This is a genomic window from Cupriavidus sp. CP313, from assembly GCF_054072015.1.
The window spans coordinates 52,797-69,813 of the sequence record NZ_JBSVZB010000032.1 but is presented as its reverse complement, the minus strand read 5'-3'; the positions used below and the strand labels follow the sequence as shown (position 1 = coordinate 69,813).

Sequence of the window (17,017 nt, the reverse complement as noted above, 5' to 3'; positions counted from 1 at the left end):
CGAAGATGTTCAACCGTCTGGCCTTGCAGCCATGCAGGCACCTCGCCTTCACCGTCCCAAGATGACCAAGGGCATCTCCGAATCGCGCCGTGCTTCGTGCCACAGCCAACGGTTCCCTCGACGCCCGAAAGCAGCCAGCGGCCTGGAGGTCCTCGACACGAATTCCAAAGCGAGCCATTTGCGTTCTAACAAACAAGATCGCCTCGGCGCGTTCGCGCAACGCCTGAACCTTGGGATTCAGACGCAAATCATTACTTGTCATGGAGAGCAAAGGAAAACCAGACAAAGCCAGGGGCACGGGGCAGCCTTCCAGTGGAGGTTGCAGAAGTCTTTCCTGCAGCATACACCACATGACGCTAGAGAATCGCCCCAGGGCCACGGGCTAAGCGTGGCCGCCCCTCTTTGGCGCACTCTCACCCTTGTAGGAAATCGAAAGCGCACGGTACAGCGGCGGGGCAAAGCTCGCGGATATCCAGGCGGCGAGGAGACAAGTAGCAAGTATGGGGAACAAAGCCCGCAGTGAGCCAGACAGCTCTATTGCAACTACGCAAGCCGTGAATGGGCCCCGCGTCAAGGCTGCAAGGTAGCCCGCCATGGACAAGGTCACAAAAACCTGGACGTCGACAGAGTTCATGATCTGATGCAGTACTTCTCCTATACCTGCCCCAATCGAAACGGATGGTACGAAGACACCACCGGGGATGCCCGCAATAGCCGTAGCGAGAAGGGCGAGCCATCTTGCGCATACCTCGACCGGGAAGAATTCTCCACCTTCCAAGATCCTGTGCACAACCTGCTCAGCACTCTCCAGAATCCTGCCCCGCGAGCTCATCGCAAGCAGGGCAACAAACAGCCCACACGCAGCACCAAAGATCACAGGGCGTGCAGCTCGAAGGGCCGCAAGCCAAACCGGCAGCCAACGCGTGCTATGCACTAGCATCCATGCGAAGCCGGCTCCGGCCAGCCCAGTAGCCGCACCAGTCAACAGAACAGCCATGACCAGCTGCCCGTCTCGGATGCCAGGCGGGATCTGTGGGGCCACAATTCCGGAGGCGGCAAGAAGAGGGACAGCAACGGCCGCAAACGTTGCCATCAGGAGTAGCGCAACAGTACGGCCGCGGATTTCCTCACCGACCAGCAGTTGCTCCAACGCGAACGTGACCCCAGCCAGAGGCGTATGGAACGCGGCCGCGAGTCCAGCCGCTCCTCCCAAGGCGATCCATTGCCGGTCCGAAACCTCCGAGGCCGACCGCCTTTGCAGCAGGGGAACGCGTGCACGGATCTCATGCATGATCACAGCGCCCAAGTAGATCGTGGGCCCTTGCCGGCCAATCGGAAACCCGGCGGCAGTTGCCAAGACCGAGAGTCCAACTTTTCCCAGCAGCAAGCGCCAGCTGAGTAGCCAGCGCTGCGTCGCCAAGTCACCGTCAAGCGCAGCGATCGTCTGAGGCACACCGCTACCTTCTGCGCCGACAAACCATCGTCTCGTGATCCAGACGCACGCAGCACCTGCTGCCGGCATGATGACCAGTAATGCCGAAGGGAAGGCGTCAACCAATGTCATCATCGCCGCATGCGCGGACACCATCGCCCACGCATACAGCACGGCCACCGCCCCCACCAGCACGACCCCAGGCCACAAGAACCAGCAGGCACGCGCAGTGCCTGCCAAGCTACGCATCGACAAAGCCATGCCTAGAACTTATGACGGATGCCGGCTGCGAACGTGGTTCCGCTCCCAGTGCCAGTGATTTTGTCGAACATGACTGCGCCGTAGACGTCGGTGCGCTTGGAGAACGCGTAGTCGTAACCGCCCGACACTGCATGGCGCCGGTAATCCTTCATGACGTCGCTTCGCACGCGTGAACTCGCCAGCGACAACAGGAACTTTCCGTTGCCAACGGGAACCGTCGCGCCGATCTGAGCCGTGTCGGTCAGGGTGGAGGCGCCACTCGTGCTCGTATGGGCATACGTCGCCATCAACTTGACGACCGAGAAGTCATAGGACACGCCACCAAGCATCGCCGTCTGAGCCCAGCTGCCAGTGGGTAGACCCGGGCCCACCCGTGTGCGCTGGATCCCGAACGCGGCAGAGAACGGTCCGCGGTCATAGAGCAACGTACCACCCGCATTGTTCGAGGCGTTGGTTCCAGATTGCTCGCCAAGACTATAGAGACCGCGGAAGCTGAAACCTCCGAAGTCTGGCGAGTAGTAGCCGACTGCGTTGCTCCAGACAGTATCGCCAGCCACGTACCGTCCCTCGGCCGGCGTCCACAGCATGTTGTTGAAGGGCGAAAGTTTGGTGGAGAACGCAAACGCATCATACAAGCCGCTTGCAAGGAACAACGGATTTCCCAGCCGTCCGAGGCGCACCTCACCAAATCGCTGGTGCTCGAGGCCCACATAGGCGTTACGCGCGAACAGGCCGTCGGTCGGATTTCGGCCGCCAATACCTGTATCAGGCTGCAGGTAGCCTTCAAGGCGGAAGTTCGCTCTCAGACCCGCCCCGAGGTCTTCCGTACCGGCCAGTCCCCAGAATGAAGTCTGCATACCACCGCCCTCCACGCCAACAGTGGAGTGGCTCGCGCCACTTAGCTTGGTGCTCCCCAAGTACGAGTCGACCAGGCCGTAGATCTGCACGCCCTGCGCCTGCGCCTGGCATACCGACGGAACCACCAATACAGCTGCCACCGGCCAAGCTCTGCGCGAAAATACCCCGCAGACCTGGCGGACCCGATTGCTGAAAGCAAGCTTATGTTGTCGAATTTTCATATGTCTCCTCCTTACTGCTCGGGTCTAAAGTGCCTTGGCCATCGGCTATAGATTTCGCGCGAACGAACGCTCCCCCGCCGCTTGCGTGGATCGCAAAGCAGCGCATTCGGTAGTGCGCGAAACAAACCGTCAGGCCGGGGCTGTTGAAACGGTTAGCACGGTGCGGTCCGGGCCAATGGCCGGACCGCACATATCGTTAGCCGAGGAACTCCATGACGTAGAGACCGCCGTTGTAGTCCGTGCTGTAGATCATTCCATTGCTGTCCACGAAAACATCCGCAGACTGAATGACCTGCGGCCTATTCGGACGCGAGTCGACCAGCGTCGCCGGCGCCGGGGGCACCAGCGCGCCTACTTCACGCGGCGCATACTTGTCACGGATATCAAACACGCGAACACCTGCGTTCTGATATGTGGTGAAGATCAACTCGGAGCTAACGAAGCTGCCTGGACGGTTCTCATGCAGGTTGTGCGGGCCAAAATGTCCTGGCTTGGCCTTGTAGGGGATGTCGGTCGGCGACTTAAATGCCGAGATGCTCACCGGGTTCGCCGGTTCACGGATATCGAACATCCAGACCAGCTTTTCACCATCTTCCTGATGATCAAGCACAGCCTCGTCCAGTACGACAAGCAGGTCGCGGTCAGGAAGCGGCAGACAGTTGTGAGTGCCTCCACCAAACGGGGGCGACCAGTTCCTGTGCGAGATCAGTTGCGGCTTGGTCCGATCCTTGACGTCCAGAATCACCATCCCCGCATCGCGCCACGCCAAGTAGGCAGTATCACCATGGACAATGGGATGATGCAGTCCGTGCCTGCGCGCCGGATCCCAGTCAGGCGACTCCCCGGCTGCCAGGTTCATCCCAGGAAGCCAGAAACGTCCGGCCTCGCGCGGGCGGGTCGGATCCGACATGTCGATGGTGATGAAGATGTAATCGGTGAAGCCATCGATCAGCGCGGACGCGTAGGCCCAGCGGCCGCCGGTGTACCAGACACGGTGAATGCCACCTCCATCCACCGGCATGAACCCGATTTCGCGAGGCTCGCCACCACGCGAAATGTCGTAGACAGCCAAACCGGCCCGCCAATCGCGCTCCGCACGTTTGCCGTCAGCCGTCCCAACCTTTTGGCCGAGCGCGCCGCTGTAGTAGGCCTTTTCATCCTGGAACTCCTGGGCGGCGAACATGTTCTTGGCGTTGATGACAAGTAACAGGTCGTCATGCGTCTGCAGGTGGATGTTCCAAGTATTCGGTGGCGCAGCAACGTAATTCACAGCGCGCGGCTGACTCGGGTCGCGCACATCGATCACGCTAAAGCCATTGGAGAACATATGCCCCACATAGGCATAGCCACGGTGGACCATGATCTGCACTGCGTCCGGCCGACCGCCCTGGTCTGAATGGCCGATCAGCCGCATGTTCCGCGCCAAATCCGGCACGGGCAAATCGGAACGCTTCACTTTTCATCTCCCTGCGATTCGGGCCGGCGAAGGAACTTCGACGATGCCGTGTGCTTCAGAATTCCAGACACGCTGTGGAACTCGCGCCAATGCGGATCGTTTTGCCATTCCGACGGGTCGACATGCTCGAGCATGTATTCGCCCAGATCCCGGCCTCGTTGCACCGAGCGCGAAGCGATTGGCTGCCGTACGTGATCAAATCGCGCGAGGCCCTCGTCGATGTCAACCCCACCAGCGAGCTCCTGCGCGAGCACCTCGGCGTCGGAGCCGGCTTTGGCGATGCCCATGCCGATGTGCGGCCGACATACTGCGGCGGCATCGCCAATGAGCGCGACACGCCCGTACACGAGACTCGGCGACAGGTGATCGTAGATGGGCGTGAAGAACGGCTTCTCCACGCACATCAGGATGTCGCGCATCGCAGGCGGCAGCATGTGCCGTGCATCTTCCTTCAGGGCCTCAATAACGTCCGCACGCACCTTCGGCGGCGGGATCGACAGGTCGTAACGGTGACCGTCACTATCCGTCAGCATGTCATCGAGCTGAGACGCATCAACTGGTCGGTACCACACCCAGTTGAATCGCCGATGGCCGGGGCGAAGGTCGTTGTTCGGACCCGCGATCGGATATCCGATGTTCTTGTTGTTCGGAGGCAGGAAAAACGCGAACTTGTCGAACACTGCCGCGTGGGCCTCGGGTGGAATATCGGCTTCTTCGGCCAGCCCACGCCAAACGACATAGCCAGCGTAGATCGGCTGAATTTCGGGGGCGACGATCCCGCGCACGGTTGAACGGAAGCCATCGGCGCCCACCAGCAGGTCGGCGGTTTCGCGGACACCGTTCTCAAACACTGCGGTAACCGAATCCGGGGTCTGCTCAATTGCCTTGAGGTTGTAGCCGAGATGGTGCGAATCCGGCGGGATCGTGGCACGCATGATCTGATGCAGTCGATCCCACGACGTCACAATCTGGTCGTAGTGAAGACGCTCGACTACCTTTCCTTCCTGGTCGATCGCGATGCGCTCGCTGATGTGCACACCCAAGTCGTTCAGGTCTGCGCCACTGCTTTCCAGTGTCTGAATCAGATCATCATGCGTGACGATACCTGCGCCGCGGCCAAACAGCTCCACCTCAGTGCGCTCATATATGTCGGTACGCCAGCCTGCCTTGCGCAGCAACGTGGCCGCAAACAGGCCTGCCATCGAACCACCGATAATGATGGCTCGGCGCTGGCGCCCAGAATTGTTTGCGTATTGCATAACATGTCTCCTCTTAGTGTTGACGAACCTTGGAATAATTGACGAAGCTCATCAGCACGGCGCCCACAATCGGCGGCACCACAACCATGAACAAGGACGCGGACGACCAGCCCACTTTCCCTACGAGCTCCCCAAACAGATATCCGGCAAACGGTCCAGGCAGGTAGAACGCGGCCAGAGCCACTGCTCCACATTGACCAATCTTGCTCGGTGCACAGCTACGCTGCACCACCGACATGAACCGTGCAAACAGGAAGCCGCTGACCATCAGGCCGAATACGAACGACATCGCCAGGTGCAGCCAGAATGACGTGAACCCGTGGAACAGCAGATACCCGGCCGAACCTAGAATCAGCAGAGCCACGACAACGCTGCGATGGCCCGTTCGGTCTCCGATCCAGCCGCCGATAACACCGCACATCGCCCCAATCCCATACATGCCGAGAGCAGATCCGGCGTCCACCGACGAGAACTTGAGGGCGCCGTGCAGATAGCTCGCGTAGAGCGCGGTGTAGGAGAAGAATGTCAGGCCAACCAGGCCGAACGAAATCGAGCCAAGTACAACATTGCGGCACCAGATGGACGGCTCATCAGCGCTTACAGTGCGCGCGACCCGGGCTACCTCACCGGCCTCCGTGAAATCACGCGGCAGCGTCGCGGCGGCAATGAGCGCCATGACAATACCTGCCGCGCCGAAGACGTAGAACGAGATTTCCCACCCATTTGCCCAGGCCTCTAGCCGAGTTCCGAGTACCGGCCCCAAAAACGCACCAAGCCCAAAGAAGGTCTGCATTGCCCCCATGGCAGCGCCGCGGTTCGCACCGAAGTACCCGCCAATGCATGCGAAGACAGCGCCGACTTGGAGAGCCTCCCCAAATCCCGTCAAAGCGCGCAGCACTGTCAGACTCACGAAGCCGCCGGCAAACGGTGTGGCCAGCGTAAAGAACGAGTATGCGATCAGCCCTCCCAAGAGCACGTGACGCCGTCCGAATTTGGCCATGAACCAGCCACTCAGCGCTGCGAAAATCGCTACGTTGATGGTGAAGATCGTACTGACAAGCCCCCCTTGCGGTAAGGTCAGTCCATACGCCGAACGGATGCTACCGAGCAATGCAGGGAATACTTGACGGTCCATTGCATTGAACATATACGACGTGCCCAGCAAGAGCAGGAACATCAAGACGCGCCACTCGCTGTAGCGAGTCTTCGGCTCGACGTCGGTAGCGCCGTACGGAATCGTTTCGATTGCGGCCATCTTTTGTCTCCTTGAAGATTGTGTTCACTACGTGTCCTGGCAGCGCGGCTCTGCGGCCGCGTCCCGCCTACTGCATGCGGTTCAGGGAAAAACTAGCCAAGTCCAAGCGAGCAAGCAGCGCTGCCCCATCCTTCCTGGCCATGGGTACTAATGGCGGTCGCACGGTGGCCCACGACGAATGGCCAAGCGCTGCGGCAAGTGTGTACTTCATCGCCGGAATCATCGCCGTCGACTGGTAGATCTGGCGGACCTTGTCTACCTCGCCCTGCAATGCAGACGCGTCCTGCTCGTTGCCCGACGTCAGTGCTTCGTACAGCGCCTGAATTCCACGAGGGTTGATGTTGACGGTCGCGCTAATGCAACCCGCCCCGCCAATTGGCAATGCCTTGGAAAGCAGCGACTCACTTGCCGGGAACACGTCGAAGCCCTCGCCCGAGAACTGTTCGATCATTGCCCGCGAGTTCTCCCAGTCACCCGAGGAGTCTTTTGCGCCGGCGATCGCCTGTGGGTACTGCTTGAGCAACCGCTCAATGAGCGACAGTGAGATCGGGACCTGTGTCAATTGCGGAATGTGATACAGGTAGATGGCGAGACGAGCATCGCCGACGCGCTCGATCAATTCCGCGTAGTACGCATACAGACCGTCGTCCGATACGCCTTTGAAATAGAACGGCGGCAGCACAAGCACACCGCCAGCACCATTTTCTACCGCGTGGCGCGTAAGACGAACCGTGTCGGAAAGCGCACAGCTACCCGTACCGGGCATCAGGCGTGGCCCCGGAATGCCTGCCTCAAGCAGGCGATCCGTCAGCGCAATGCGCTCGTCGACGGACAACGAAGCCGCCTCGGAGTTAGTGCCGAAGATCGCGAGGCTAGCGCCGTTCTCCAGCAGCCACTGGCAATGGTTGAAAAATGCGGGCCAGTCCGGATCGAGGTTCGCCGTGAACGGCGTCAGCACCGGGGCGAGCACGCCACGCAACCGGTCCTGCCGCGGCTGGAATGCAACAGATGTCACAGATGTCTCCTTACTGATATAACGAACAATGGCACTCAGCCAATGTCCTGCGCTGCAATTGGCGCCAGCACGTCGCTGGCGTGTTCGTTGCCTGCCGAAGCCGCACCGACATGGCGGCCATGTTTAAGCGCCCGATGAAGTAGCTCGGCCAGGTGCAAGACTTCCCGGCCAGTCTCCTGGCGGATCTGCTCCCGGCAGCTGAAGCCGTTCGTGAGAATCACCGTGTCCGCTGGCTGTTTGCGTACCTCCGGCAGTAGGACTTGCTCTCCCACGCCGCGCGACAGTTCGATGTGATCGGGATGAAAGCCAAAGGAGCCGGCCATGCCGCAGCAACCGCTATCGAGCAAAGTCGCCCGCGCCCCGCTCCGCTCGAGCATTTCCATATCGCCCTGGGTTCCGAAGAGCGATTTTTGGTGGCAGTGCGCATGCACCAGCACGTCAGCTTCTAGACGTGGAGGGACGTAGTCCCGCTCAAGAAGGAAGTCGCCCAGCAGGATTACTCGATCCGCAAGCCGTCGCGCTCGGGGATCATCTGGGAACAGCTTCGGTAGTTCGTCTTTGAAAACTGATAGACAACCCGGCTCAAGTCCGACCAGACGTACCGGCTCCTCGTCCCCACCATCGTCGAGAACTGGATCCAACGCGTCCAGGATCTGCGCCAGCTTGTCGCGAGCAAGGTCGAGGTAGCCAAAGTCGTAAAGCGGGCGCCCACAGCAGAGCGGCTCTTCCGGGACATCCACCGCGAAGCCAGCGTGGCGCAGAACGGCGACCGCGGCCTCACCCACTTCCGGATGAAAGTGATTGCAAAACGTGTCGACCCAAAGCACGACCCTGGGTCGCGTGATCCCTCGATGCTGCCGCTTGTGCCCCGCACGGAATGAGCGCGGAGCAAAGCGCGGGAGATCCCGGTCCTGCGAAACCCCTGCCACCCACTTCGCAATCACCGAAACACCTGGCGTTTGCGTCAAAAAGTTCGCTAGCGCCGGAGCCTTCGATGCCAGAGGGGCCCAGTCGCCGATTCTGCCCATCGACAGCGCCTGACGCGGACGGTTGTGGTCCTCGTAGAAGTGGGACAGGAATTCAGCCTTGTAAGAAGCCATGTCCGTATGCGTTGGACAGTCGCTGCGACAGCCTTTGCAGGCTAGGCAGCTGTCCAACGCTTCCTTTACGGCCTCGCTCTTCCAACCATCGCGGACCACATCCCCTTGGAGCATTTCCCACAACAACCGCGCCCTGCCCCGTGTGGAGTACCGCTCCTCCCGTGTCGCACGATAGCTTGGACACATCGTCCCGCCCTTAGCGGAACGGCACCGCCCCATTCCAACGCACCGCTCTACAGCACGCTGGAATCCGTTGCCTTCCTGACTGCGAAACTGCAACGTCGTCGCAATGGGAATGACTTTGTAGTTTGGACCGGCTCTCAGATTTTCGTCGACGCGATACGCATCGACGACCTTGCCGGGATTGAGCTTGCCACGCGGATCCCAGATGCGTTTGAACTCACGCATGGCACCCACCAACTCCTCCCCGAACATAATGGGAAGGAACTCAGCCTTCGCTTGGCCGTCGCCGTGTTCGCCGGACAGCGACCCGCCATAGGCAACGACAAGCTCCGAGGCCTCGCGCGTGAACTCGCGGAAGTGGGCTACGCCGGCCTTCGTGCGCAGATCGAAAGTTACGCGAGCATGTACACATCCGTCGCCGAAATGGCCAAACAGCGACGTCCTATAGCCATAGCGGTCGACCAACGCCTGGAACGCGCGCAGGTAATCGCCAAGTCGGTGCGGGTCGACGGCAGCATCCTCCCAGCCCACTTGCGGATCCGGGACGTTGGGATCAATCGACAGTTGGGTAGCGGACGCCCCATTCTCCCGGATGGACCAGATTCGCTGCTGCACGCCTTTCTCCGGCACCACCCGCGTGCTGGGACGTGGCCCTTGGGGGCGATTGCGGAAATACTCTGCAGCACGCTTGGCTTGTTCCACTGCAGCGTCCAACGTGTTCGCGCCAAACTCCATCACGACCCATGCGTCGCCGGGCGGCAGCAACTGGATTTCTGCTTGGGCAAGATTCCGAGCCTCGAGACCCCGGATAATGGCGCGGTCTAATCCTTCGATCGCGATTGGCCCGAACTTCTCATACTCGGGAACTGCATCGGCAGCGACGTAGATGTCATCGAATCCGAGTACTAGCACTACACGCACGGACGGACTCGTCACGAGACGCAGGCGTGCGTGCAGTGTCATTGCGCACGTTCCCTCAGTTCCAACCAGCGCTCGCGCCACGTTAAAACCGTTCTCCGGCAGCAACTGATCCAGATTGAAGCCGGATACACGTCGTTTGATGGTTGGGAATCGGGCACGGATGAGGTCCGCGTACCGGTCTCGTAAGTCCTTCAGATCTGCATAGATCTGGCCCTTTCTGCCGCCAGCGCGAATGATCTCTTCGAGCTCAGTCTCGCTTGTTGGGCCGACCCAGAAGCGCTCTCCGTCATAGGTCAGAACCTCGAGCTCTTCCACGTTCTCAAGCGTCTTCCCGGCCATGACGGAATGCGGCCCACAGGAGTTGTTCCCGACCATGCCGCCAATCGTGCAACGACTATGCGTTGACGGATCCGGGGCGAACGTCAGACCGTACTTTTCTGCCGCATTCCGCAACGCATCGCACACCACCCCTGGCTCGACAACCGCGAACCGAGCTTCGGCGTCGAGCGCCATGATGTGATTGCACCTCGACGACATGTCGAAGACGACCGCCTCGTTGACCGCCTGCCCATTCATTGAGGTTCCGCCGCCGCGCGTCAGTATCGGTGCACCATGGGCGCTGCAGATCTTTACGCCCTCGATGAAGTCATCGAGCGAATCCGGTACGACAACGCCGATGGGCACCTGGCGGTAGTTCGAGGCGTCGGATGCGTACACCGCGCGATGCGCCGTATCGAACCGCACGGCGGCGCCTAATCCTTCTCGTAACGCGGCGTGCAGTGGCGTTTCGGACATCATGCACGTTCCCGCACACGTTCGAGGAACGTGGTCAACGCTGCGCCGATTTCGTGCGGGCAATCCTCCGGCACGTAGTGCCGGGCCTCTACCGTAACCTCGGTCTGGTTCGGCCACTGCCGGCAGTGTTCCCGCGCCGCGCCAGCAGTTCCATGGCCCTCGGTTGCGTTGATAAACAGCTTGGGCAGATGATGGCTTGCGCCCATCCAATCGCTGTAGCGCTTAACTCGCGCGTGCACGTCGGGCGGATCGCCATCAAACGGAATGTCCCGCGGAAACATTAGTGTGGGCTTACGCGACTCTGGCGTCTGGAACGGCGCCGCATAGACCGCCTTCTCTTCATCGGTCAGCTTGCGCAGCACGCCATACTCAAACAGCATCTTCTCGACGAAGAAGTTGTCACGCAGAACCATCTCTTCGCCCTCTGGGCCACGTAGGCGCTTGAAGACAGCTTGACGTTCCGGCGGCATGTCAGACCACAGACGAGGGCGCACCATGGCTTCCATATAGACGATGCCCGACACACTCTCCGGGAAACGGCTTGTCCGGTCGAAGCCCAAGGCGGCGCCCCAGTCCTGGATGACCAGGATGATGTTTCGGTTCAAGCCGAGCTTGGCAAACCATTCATCCAGGTACTCGGCGTGATCGAAGAACCGATACGAGCCGCTCGGAGACTTGCTCGATTGACCCATGCCGATCAAGTCCGGAGCGAGTACGCGTCCGAAAGGCAGCGCGTACGGAATGACGTTACGCCATGTGTAGGACGACGTGGGGTTACCGTGCAGAAAGATGATCGGATCGCCCTCGCCCTCATCGACGTAGGCCATCTCGGCGTCGAGCACCGGGATGCGCTTCATCTGAAACGGAAAATCTGCGCTGATAGTTTTGTCGTGCTGCTGCGCAGCGTTGGCCGATGTCATGTTGTCTCCAGTTCTGATTCAGGATTGGTGAAGACGCATTCACGCTAAGAATGGCTTGCAAGCGCGGCGTCTACGCTTTGATGCAGTTTGGTCTCGGCCGGGAGCCGTCGCAAGCGTAAAGAATTCGGCTCTTGCATGAGTTTTGTGAATACCCATCGCCGCGTGATGCTCGAGCCGACGCATCCCCCGCACAACACCCCTTGAAATTGCAAAGGGGTGGCCAATCACTCAGCCACCCCTTTTTTCTGCACGCTTGCTTAGTACCAGCAGCAAGCCGGTACGTTACACCGCAGGCGGCAGAAGCTTGCGATCGATGAACGACTGGAGCGCATCGCAGAACGCATCACCAGTATCGACCACAGCGCCAAACCCTGCCTTACGAAGCTTGATAGTGCTGACGAAGGCGACCGGACCTGCGGGCGCACCGGATGCGAACGCAAAGTCGACGTGTTGGTCGCCCTGACCGACAAACGACACCAAGTCTCCGCTGGCAAGGCCGTACTTAGCAACGATCTTCGCCCACACGTCGGTGTTCTCGCGGTTCGCGCCTCGTTGCAATCCTCATCGCCATGTTCAAGACCGTGGTCTTACACACACTAGGCGATTTACTGAACGGACGAACCGGGTTGGCGGAATTAGTGGACGCGGCGCCCCAAAACGCGTTGCCAGCGAACAACAGTGGTAGACGTCACAACGTAGGAAAAATCGTTTATGGATCAATCAGTTAGATCGATCTGTCATTGGCGGATTTAGCGGTCACCATTGGCAGAATTAATGATCGGCAACAGCATGAGCCTGAGTGGGATGATTCGTGGACAGGGTTGGCGCGCACGATTATTTCATGATCGTGAAAATTTATCTGCTACCAGTTGGCTACACGCTACGCATGGTGTCGCATCAAAATCCATGGCGATTAATTGCATTTTGGCGAGAGGCCGGAGCGCGCGCCGCGTGTTGAAGATCGTCATTCGTGCGAGCCACGCTCAACATTCATGCGACCGTAGCATTTTTACGCTCAGCATTCGTGCGACTGTATCTTTCCCATGCGAAACAAGGTCCCGGTGGGGCGTTGCGTGCGCTCTTCGAAGCAGTTGATTAAAATTACCAAGGTAATAGAGATTCCAGTACCAGGTCGTTTCAAGCTTGCCGGGATGTTGCACGCACATTGAAAAGGCCGGATCCAGCCACTCGAGTCTCCAGAATGGCGAACCGACATCGGCAGGATTCAGGATCAAACAGGGATAGCAATACGGTAAGCGACGTCTTTCGTAGATCCAACCAATTGGGGTCTGCATAGCTCTCAGGCGATCCACGCTCACGCGGGTTAGCTGTGAGAGACGTTCCAAGGTCTCAATCGGCACTGGCGGAAACAGTAGCCATTTCCTTTGCGTCAGGGTTGGCATCGGACCGAGATCGGCGTGCGTCCAAAGCTGTTCGACCGTCATGGAGTACTTTCCAGCGAGTCGTCCAAGCCAGCCTCCAAATGCCTCCCCATCAAAGGGACGCGGTGCAACGGGCCACGGCCTCGGCCGGTTAGAGCATGCAGCTCCGAGCGTGTTCAATGTGGCAGACATCAATCATTTCCCGTCCATCGCGGATCGCAAGCTCAGTGGCAGAATTCAAAAGCCGCGAGACCTCACCGGTCAAGCCTCCGCTCGCCTCTAGAACCGCCGAGACAACCTCTCGCCTCGACAGATTTGATGGCCGCCGCAAAGGAAGAATGCGCTCGAATGCCGCCATGAGGCCTCGGAAGGCTTCCGACTCCTGCCATCGAGGCATCTCGAAGCGCGCAAAGCGACTGCTCATTTGCGCATCGGTCTGAAGTGCAAACTCAGCATCGTGCGTTCCCACAAGGACGATCGTCATCTGGAGATCGTTGGCGAGAAATTTGAGCAGGTTCAGTGAGGCGCGCTGCTCGCGATAACTCCCCGCCAAGAGGTGATGAACTTCATCCACAACCAGCATGCGCGGTGAAACTTCCCGTAGCACCTCGCGACTCAGATTCTCGAGCACGCTGAGCTTTGCTGCTGCGTTGAACGGCGCTCCAAGCTCAAACAGGAGCGATGTGTAGAAGCGGCTCTGGTCGGGCGTCGCTGGCATCTGCATAGACACAACCTTCCGGTGCTCCACGCCTGCTATTTCGTCGTATTCCGGAGGATGGCGCCGTTCGAATTTCGCGATGACCTGGGTCTTCCCGATGTTCGAGTCGCCATACAGCAGCACGCACAGCATACGCTGCCGTGGAGGGATCTTCACCAACCGGTCCAAGAGCTCAAACGCTTGTGTTGCGCGGGGATAGTCGATCCATCGATCGCGAGCCAAGGCAAGAATGCGAACATTGTCGTCGCTCTTTGCTAAAGAACGGACATCCGGCAGAAGGTGTGTCAAGGAAGCACCCATTGCCAGTTCACAGTTGCTCTATGTGATAAATTGGAGCCGGCTTGCTGTAGTCGACGTCCGGCGTGGACGATGACGCATCGGGGGATTTCGTCTGTTGACTGGACCGCCCGCTCGCCGGGAAAGGTGAAGTCTCCCCTGCTCTTCCGCGTCTGTCTGCAGATCGCCGCTTCGTTGTTGCCCCTTCTATGAGGCTGCGTCGCGCGGCGATCGCATTGAATATCGCAGACTCCGTGACATGGGATTTTCCCTGCGATCGGAGATGCTTCAGTGCCGCCTTTTGCTCCCACAGGGAGATTCGGTCACGCCGCAAGTCGGCAAAGCTTGCCTCAACGTATTCCTTGCCATCGGCACTGACGAAGACTTTCGATAAGTCCTCCGGATAGTATCTCACCACGACGCGACGATTAGCTGCGCGCCAGGCGGCGAAGATCGGATGCCAATAGTGCAGATAGAACAGCATTAAGCCGTCAGCCTGGATGGTGCGACGGGCTATTGGCAGGAACTGAATAAGGAAGCGAAGCTCTTCGGCAGCCGAGTCGGGAAGAAGCCGCGGCTTCGATGCTTCAGACAACGTCGACCACGCTGAGTATGGTGTTGCGCCGCTTAACCCTCGATGGGCACTGTGATGGTAGGTCTGACCGATTTCATACATCAACCATTGCTCAAACTCTCGGAGGGTCAATGCGGCCTCCGCTTCTGGCTTGCGAGCATTTCGTCCTTTCGTCGAGGATCCGGTCGAGCCCGGCAGACTGTGTACCTTTTCCATCATGGTCCGGTTCAGTCTTTCTATATGGCCCCCGAAGTAGGGTCGGCCAGGCGGGCGATACATCAGCTCGATTCCGTACTGATTGCAGCCCGCTTGCAGTGCCCTACTCTTGAACTCGGCAGCGTTGTCGAGATGCAATACCTTCGGCACGCCATGCATCGGCCAATCTACAGCGACGTCTCTGCTCGCCAACCAGGGCACCTTCGGCAGAGCCATCCGCGTGAGAAGTAGAGCGACAGTCGCCGCGTTAGGGCGGTCGAAGCCGACATACAGGGCCACGACTGATCGTGTGGCGACGTCGATTGCCAAAGTTAGCCACGGTCTGCCAATCGTGTGGCGAAACACCTCATCGACCAGCATGATGTCGGCAAGTGTGTGATTGATCTGAACAATACCCAAAGGATGCTGTGCCGCAAAGTGGCCCGGCGCTGCGCCGGAAAGCTTCATGTTTTCCTTGTCACGGTGGTCGGCCCACCGGCGGGATATCGTTGGCCGTGAAGGTGGTGTGGCGCATGCAGCGGCGCACCGCATGTGAACCTCTCGGCAAATCGCATCAAGGGGATGCGCGAGATGCTTCTGCCGCGGAAGCCAATCGGATAGGACATCCTGAACGATTGCCTCCACTTGTTCCGACAACATGTATTGCCCTCGCCGTGGTCCTGACGGAGATAGGAGCAATGACGCTGTCACCGGGTCTTCTAGAAAGCGTCGGCGCAACCGGTAAACGGAAGAACAGTGCAAGCCTAATAGCTGTCCTGCAAGCGCTGCCTGCTTGCGGGTGAGTGGCGCTTGGCCAAGCGGGCGGAAGATTTGCGCCGCTGCCAGTTCGCGCTTGCCGGGCTCCTCTTTCATCGAAGGCCCCAGTGGTTTTTCGTCGTCTTACATTAGGCGATTTTTGGTCGTTTCGACGTAGTCTCAAGAATGTTGGGCATCCAAGGCTCCGGCGTTGCTTTTCAGCAACTGTCGTAAAGCGTTCTTCCGGACGAATTTCGCTTAGAAATCAAAGCATTCTGGCAATCTGCCGCGATGTGCTTGCTCTTACACAATGTGTGCATTGCTCGCACGAACCTTGTTCCTCTACACTAGCGGCCGGCAAGAAGCTGGCGCTCAGCCATCGGGACTGGCGCCCCTTTGCCGGGCCGCTGTCGCCCACCCAACAGCGTGCGCCGGCGATGGTGATCCTGAACGCGCTCTTTGCCTGGCTGACCGAAGCCGGCTACTTGGCCGGCAACCCGCTCGCGCTGGCCCGCCGCCGGCGCGCGCTTGTGGGCGACGTGAAAGACGCCGTCGAGGCGATGCCGACCGCGACCGAGCGCGAGCGCCCGCGTGCGGCGCGCTGTCGCTGGCTCTGTACGGTGCTCTATCTGGGCGGACTGCGGGCGTCGGAGGTCACCAGCACGGCCATGGGGGGCGTTCTTCTTCCGGCGCGATGCCCAGGGCATCGAGCGCTGGTGGCTGGAGGTGAACGGTAAGGGCAACAACACCCGGCTGATGTGACGAACTGATTGCCGAGTTGGCGCGCTACCGCCGCGCCAACGGGCTGGCGCCGACCCCGCAGCCCGGCGAGACGCGTCTGCTGGCGGTCATCGGTCGCGACAAGGGCAGCGACAAGGGCAGCGACAAGGCCGCGGACCCTCCCCGAAACTCTATCTTTGCCGCAAGAACCGGCATTACGTACCACATAAGACTTATCGCTGGGAAGAATGACCTTCGATGCTGCTTGAAGATACGGCGCGCGCAGGACGGCGTCGACTCAGGCTATCGCACTGGCGCGACTGGTCAAAGTAGCCGACCCGGCGATGGTAATCCCCAGAATGAGACGAATGAGCATTCTATTGAGCATCCAAGGGCTTATACGGATCACCGTTGCGACTTAAAGTGCAGGCTCCTACCCACCTGATAAAAGGAGTAACGCCATGAGCCGTATCGCCGTACGCGCCATCGCATCTGCCACCGGCGCCACCGCCGAAGTCTATGCCCAAGTCAAGAAAGCCGCTGGCGGCATCCCCAATCTGTTCGCCGCGCTGAGCGTCGCGCCGTGAACGTGCGTACGGGTAACCTGACGTGCTTCGACAACACGAAGATGCGGCTCGCGCCCGAGCATTTCATGGCGTCCGGCGCGCTTCCGAGATGTAGGGCATGTTCCGCGGAAAACGACAAACCGATGAGACCAGG

General features: G+C 59.6%; 13 protein-coding genes and 1 pseudogene. 2 read left to right on the top strand and 12 right to left on the bottom strand.

Features of this window, described 5'->3' with window-relative positions; genetic code table 11:
* Positions 1–382 precede the first annotated feature (382 nt).
* The 12 genes from ACW4E8_RS32350 to ACW4E8_RS32295 form a co-directional block, all read right to left on the bottom strand.
* Entirely contained in the window at positions 383–1,693 is a 1,311-nt protein-coding gene (locus tag ACW4E8_RS32350; protein WP_456808233.1) for a chloride channel protein, read from the bottom strand.
* A gap of 2 nt (positions 1,694–1,695) precedes the next feature.
* Positions 1,696–2,772 carry a porin gene (locus ACW4E8_RS32345; protein WP_456808232.1) on the bottom strand — a complete coding sequence of 359 codons (1,077 nt, stop codon included), beginning with the start codon at positions 2,770–2,772 and terminating at the stop codon, positions 1,696–1,698.
* Between the two features lie 196 nt (positions 2,773–2,968).
* Positions 2,969–4,228, bottom strand: a complete 1,260-nt coding sequence (locus ACW4E8_RS32340; protein ID WP_456808231.1) for an LVIVD repeat-containing protein — start codon at positions 4,226–4,228, stop codon at positions 2,969–2,971.
* Entirely contained in the window at positions 4,225–5,487 is a 1,263-nt protein-coding gene (locus ACW4E8_RS32335) for an FAD binding domain-containing protein (RefSeq protein ID WP_456808230.1), read from the bottom strand. The genes ACW4E8_RS32340 and ACW4E8_RS32335 overlap by 4 nt, the downstream gene beginning before the upstream one ends.
* A 13-nt stretch (positions 5,488–5,500) precedes the next feature.
* Complete coding sequence (locus ACW4E8_RS32330) at positions 5,501–6,742, bottom strand: MFS transporter (protein WP_456808229.1); 1,242 nt, start codon at positions 6,740–6,742, stop codon at positions 5,501–5,503.
* 67 nt (positions 6,743–6,809) lie between these two features.
* Positions 6,810–7,757 (bottom strand): dihydrodipicolinate synthase family protein, encoded by a 948-nt coding sequence (locus tag ACW4E8_RS32325; RefSeq protein ID WP_456808228.1) that lies wholly within the window; start codon positions 7,755–7,757, stop codon positions 6,810–6,812.
* A 35-nt stretch (positions 7,758–7,792) separates the two neighbouring features.
* Positions 7,793–10,759 (bottom strand): FAD-binding and (Fe-S)-binding domain-containing protein, encoded by a 2,967-nt coding sequence (locus ACW4E8_RS32320; RefSeq protein WP_456808227.1) that lies wholly within the window; start codon positions 10,757–10,759, stop codon positions 7,793–7,795.
* Positions 10,756–11,676 (bottom strand): haloalkane dehalogenase, encoded by a 921-nt coding sequence (locus ACW4E8_RS32315; protein WP_456808226.1) that lies wholly within the window; start codon positions 11,674–11,676, stop codon positions 10,756–10,758. Before ACW4E8_RS32315 ends, ACW4E8_RS32320 begins: the two co-directional genes overlap by 4 nt.
* 282 nt (positions 11,677–11,958) lie before the next feature.
* Entirely contained in the window at positions 11,959–12,234 is a 276-nt protein-coding gene (locus ACW4E8_RS32310; RefSeq protein WP_456808225.1) for a hypothetical protein, read from the bottom strand.
* A 425-nt stretch (positions 12,235–12,659) separates the two neighbouring features.
* Complete coding sequence (locus tag ACW4E8_RS32305) at positions 12,660–13,250, bottom strand: TniQ family protein (protein WP_456808224.1); 591 nt, start codon at positions 13,248–13,250, stop codon at positions 12,660–12,662.
* Positions 13,210–14,064, bottom strand: coding sequence for a TniB family NTP-binding protein (locus ACW4E8_RS32300; RefSeq protein ID WP_456808223.1), 855 nt, complete (start codon positions 14,062–14,064; stop codon positions 13,210–13,212). The genes ACW4E8_RS32305 and ACW4E8_RS32300 overlap by 41 nt, the downstream gene beginning before the upstream one ends.
* Before the next feature lie 19 nt (positions 14,065–14,083).
* Positions 14,084–15,289: a Mu transposase C-terminal domain-containing protein gene (locus ACW4E8_RS32295; protein ID WP_456808222.1), complete on the bottom strand. Its 1,206-nt coding sequence runs from the start codon at positions 15,287–15,289 to the stop codon at positions 14,084–14,086.
* Between the two features lie 635 nt (positions 15,290–15,924).
* Between ACW4E8_RS32295 and ACW4E8_RS32290 the strand changes: the two are divergent.
* Both ACW4E8_RS32290 and ACW4E8_RS32285 read left to right on the top strand, forming a co-directional pair.
* A pseudogene (locus ACW4E8_RS32290) lies at positions 15,925–16,472 on the top strand (tyrosine-type recombinase/integrase); the annotation flags it as partial.
* Positions 16,473–16,758: 286 nt separating this feature from the next.
* Complete coding sequence (locus tag ACW4E8_RS32285; RefSeq protein ID WP_456808221.1) at positions 16,759–16,884, top strand: hypothetical protein; 126 nt, start codon at positions 16,759–16,761, stop codon at positions 16,882–16,884.
* Positions 16,885–17,017: the final 133 nt, after the last annotated feature.

What these genes read in the sequence shown, in the direction of transcription:
- ACW4E8_RS32350 (WP_456808233.1), bottom strand. Translation starts at nt 1,693, where the DNA reads ATGGCTTTGTCGATGCGTAGCTTGGCAGGCACTGCGCGTGCCTGCTGG.
- ACW4E8_RS32345 (WP_456808232.1), bottom strand. Translation starts at nt 2,772, where the DNA reads ATGAAAATTCGACAACATAAGCTTGCTTTCAGCAATCGGGTCCGCCAG.
- ACW4E8_RS32335 (WP_456808230.1), bottom strand. Translation starts at nt 5,487, where the DNA reads ATGCAATACGCAAACAATTCTGGGCGCCAGCGCCGAGCCATCATTATC.
- ACW4E8_RS32330 (WP_456808229.1), bottom strand. Translation starts at nt 6,742, where the DNA reads ATGGCCGCAATCGAAACGATTCCGTACGGCGCTACCGACGTCGAGCCG.
- ACW4E8_RS32320 (WP_456808227.1), bottom strand. Translation starts at nt 10,759, where the DNA reads ATGATGTCCGAAACGCCACTGCACGCCGCGTTACGAGAAGGATTAGGC.
- ACW4E8_RS32315 (WP_456808226.1), bottom strand. Translation starts at nt 11,676, where the DNA reads ATGACATCGGCCAACGCTGCGCAGCAGCACGACAAAACTATCAGCGCA.
- ACW4E8_RS32305 (WP_456808224.1), bottom strand. Translation starts at nt 13,250, where the DNA reads ATGTCTGCCACATTGAACACGCTCGGAGCTGCATGCTCTAACCGGCCG.
- ACW4E8_RS32295 (WP_456808222.1), bottom strand. Translation starts at nt 15,289, where the DNA reads ATGAAGCTTTCCGGCGCAGCGCCGGGCCACTTTGCGGCACAGCATCCT.
- ACW4E8_RS32285 (WP_456808221.1), top strand. Translation starts at nt 16,759, where the DNA reads ATGAGCCGTATCGCCGTACGCGCCATCGCATCTGCCACCGGCGCCACC.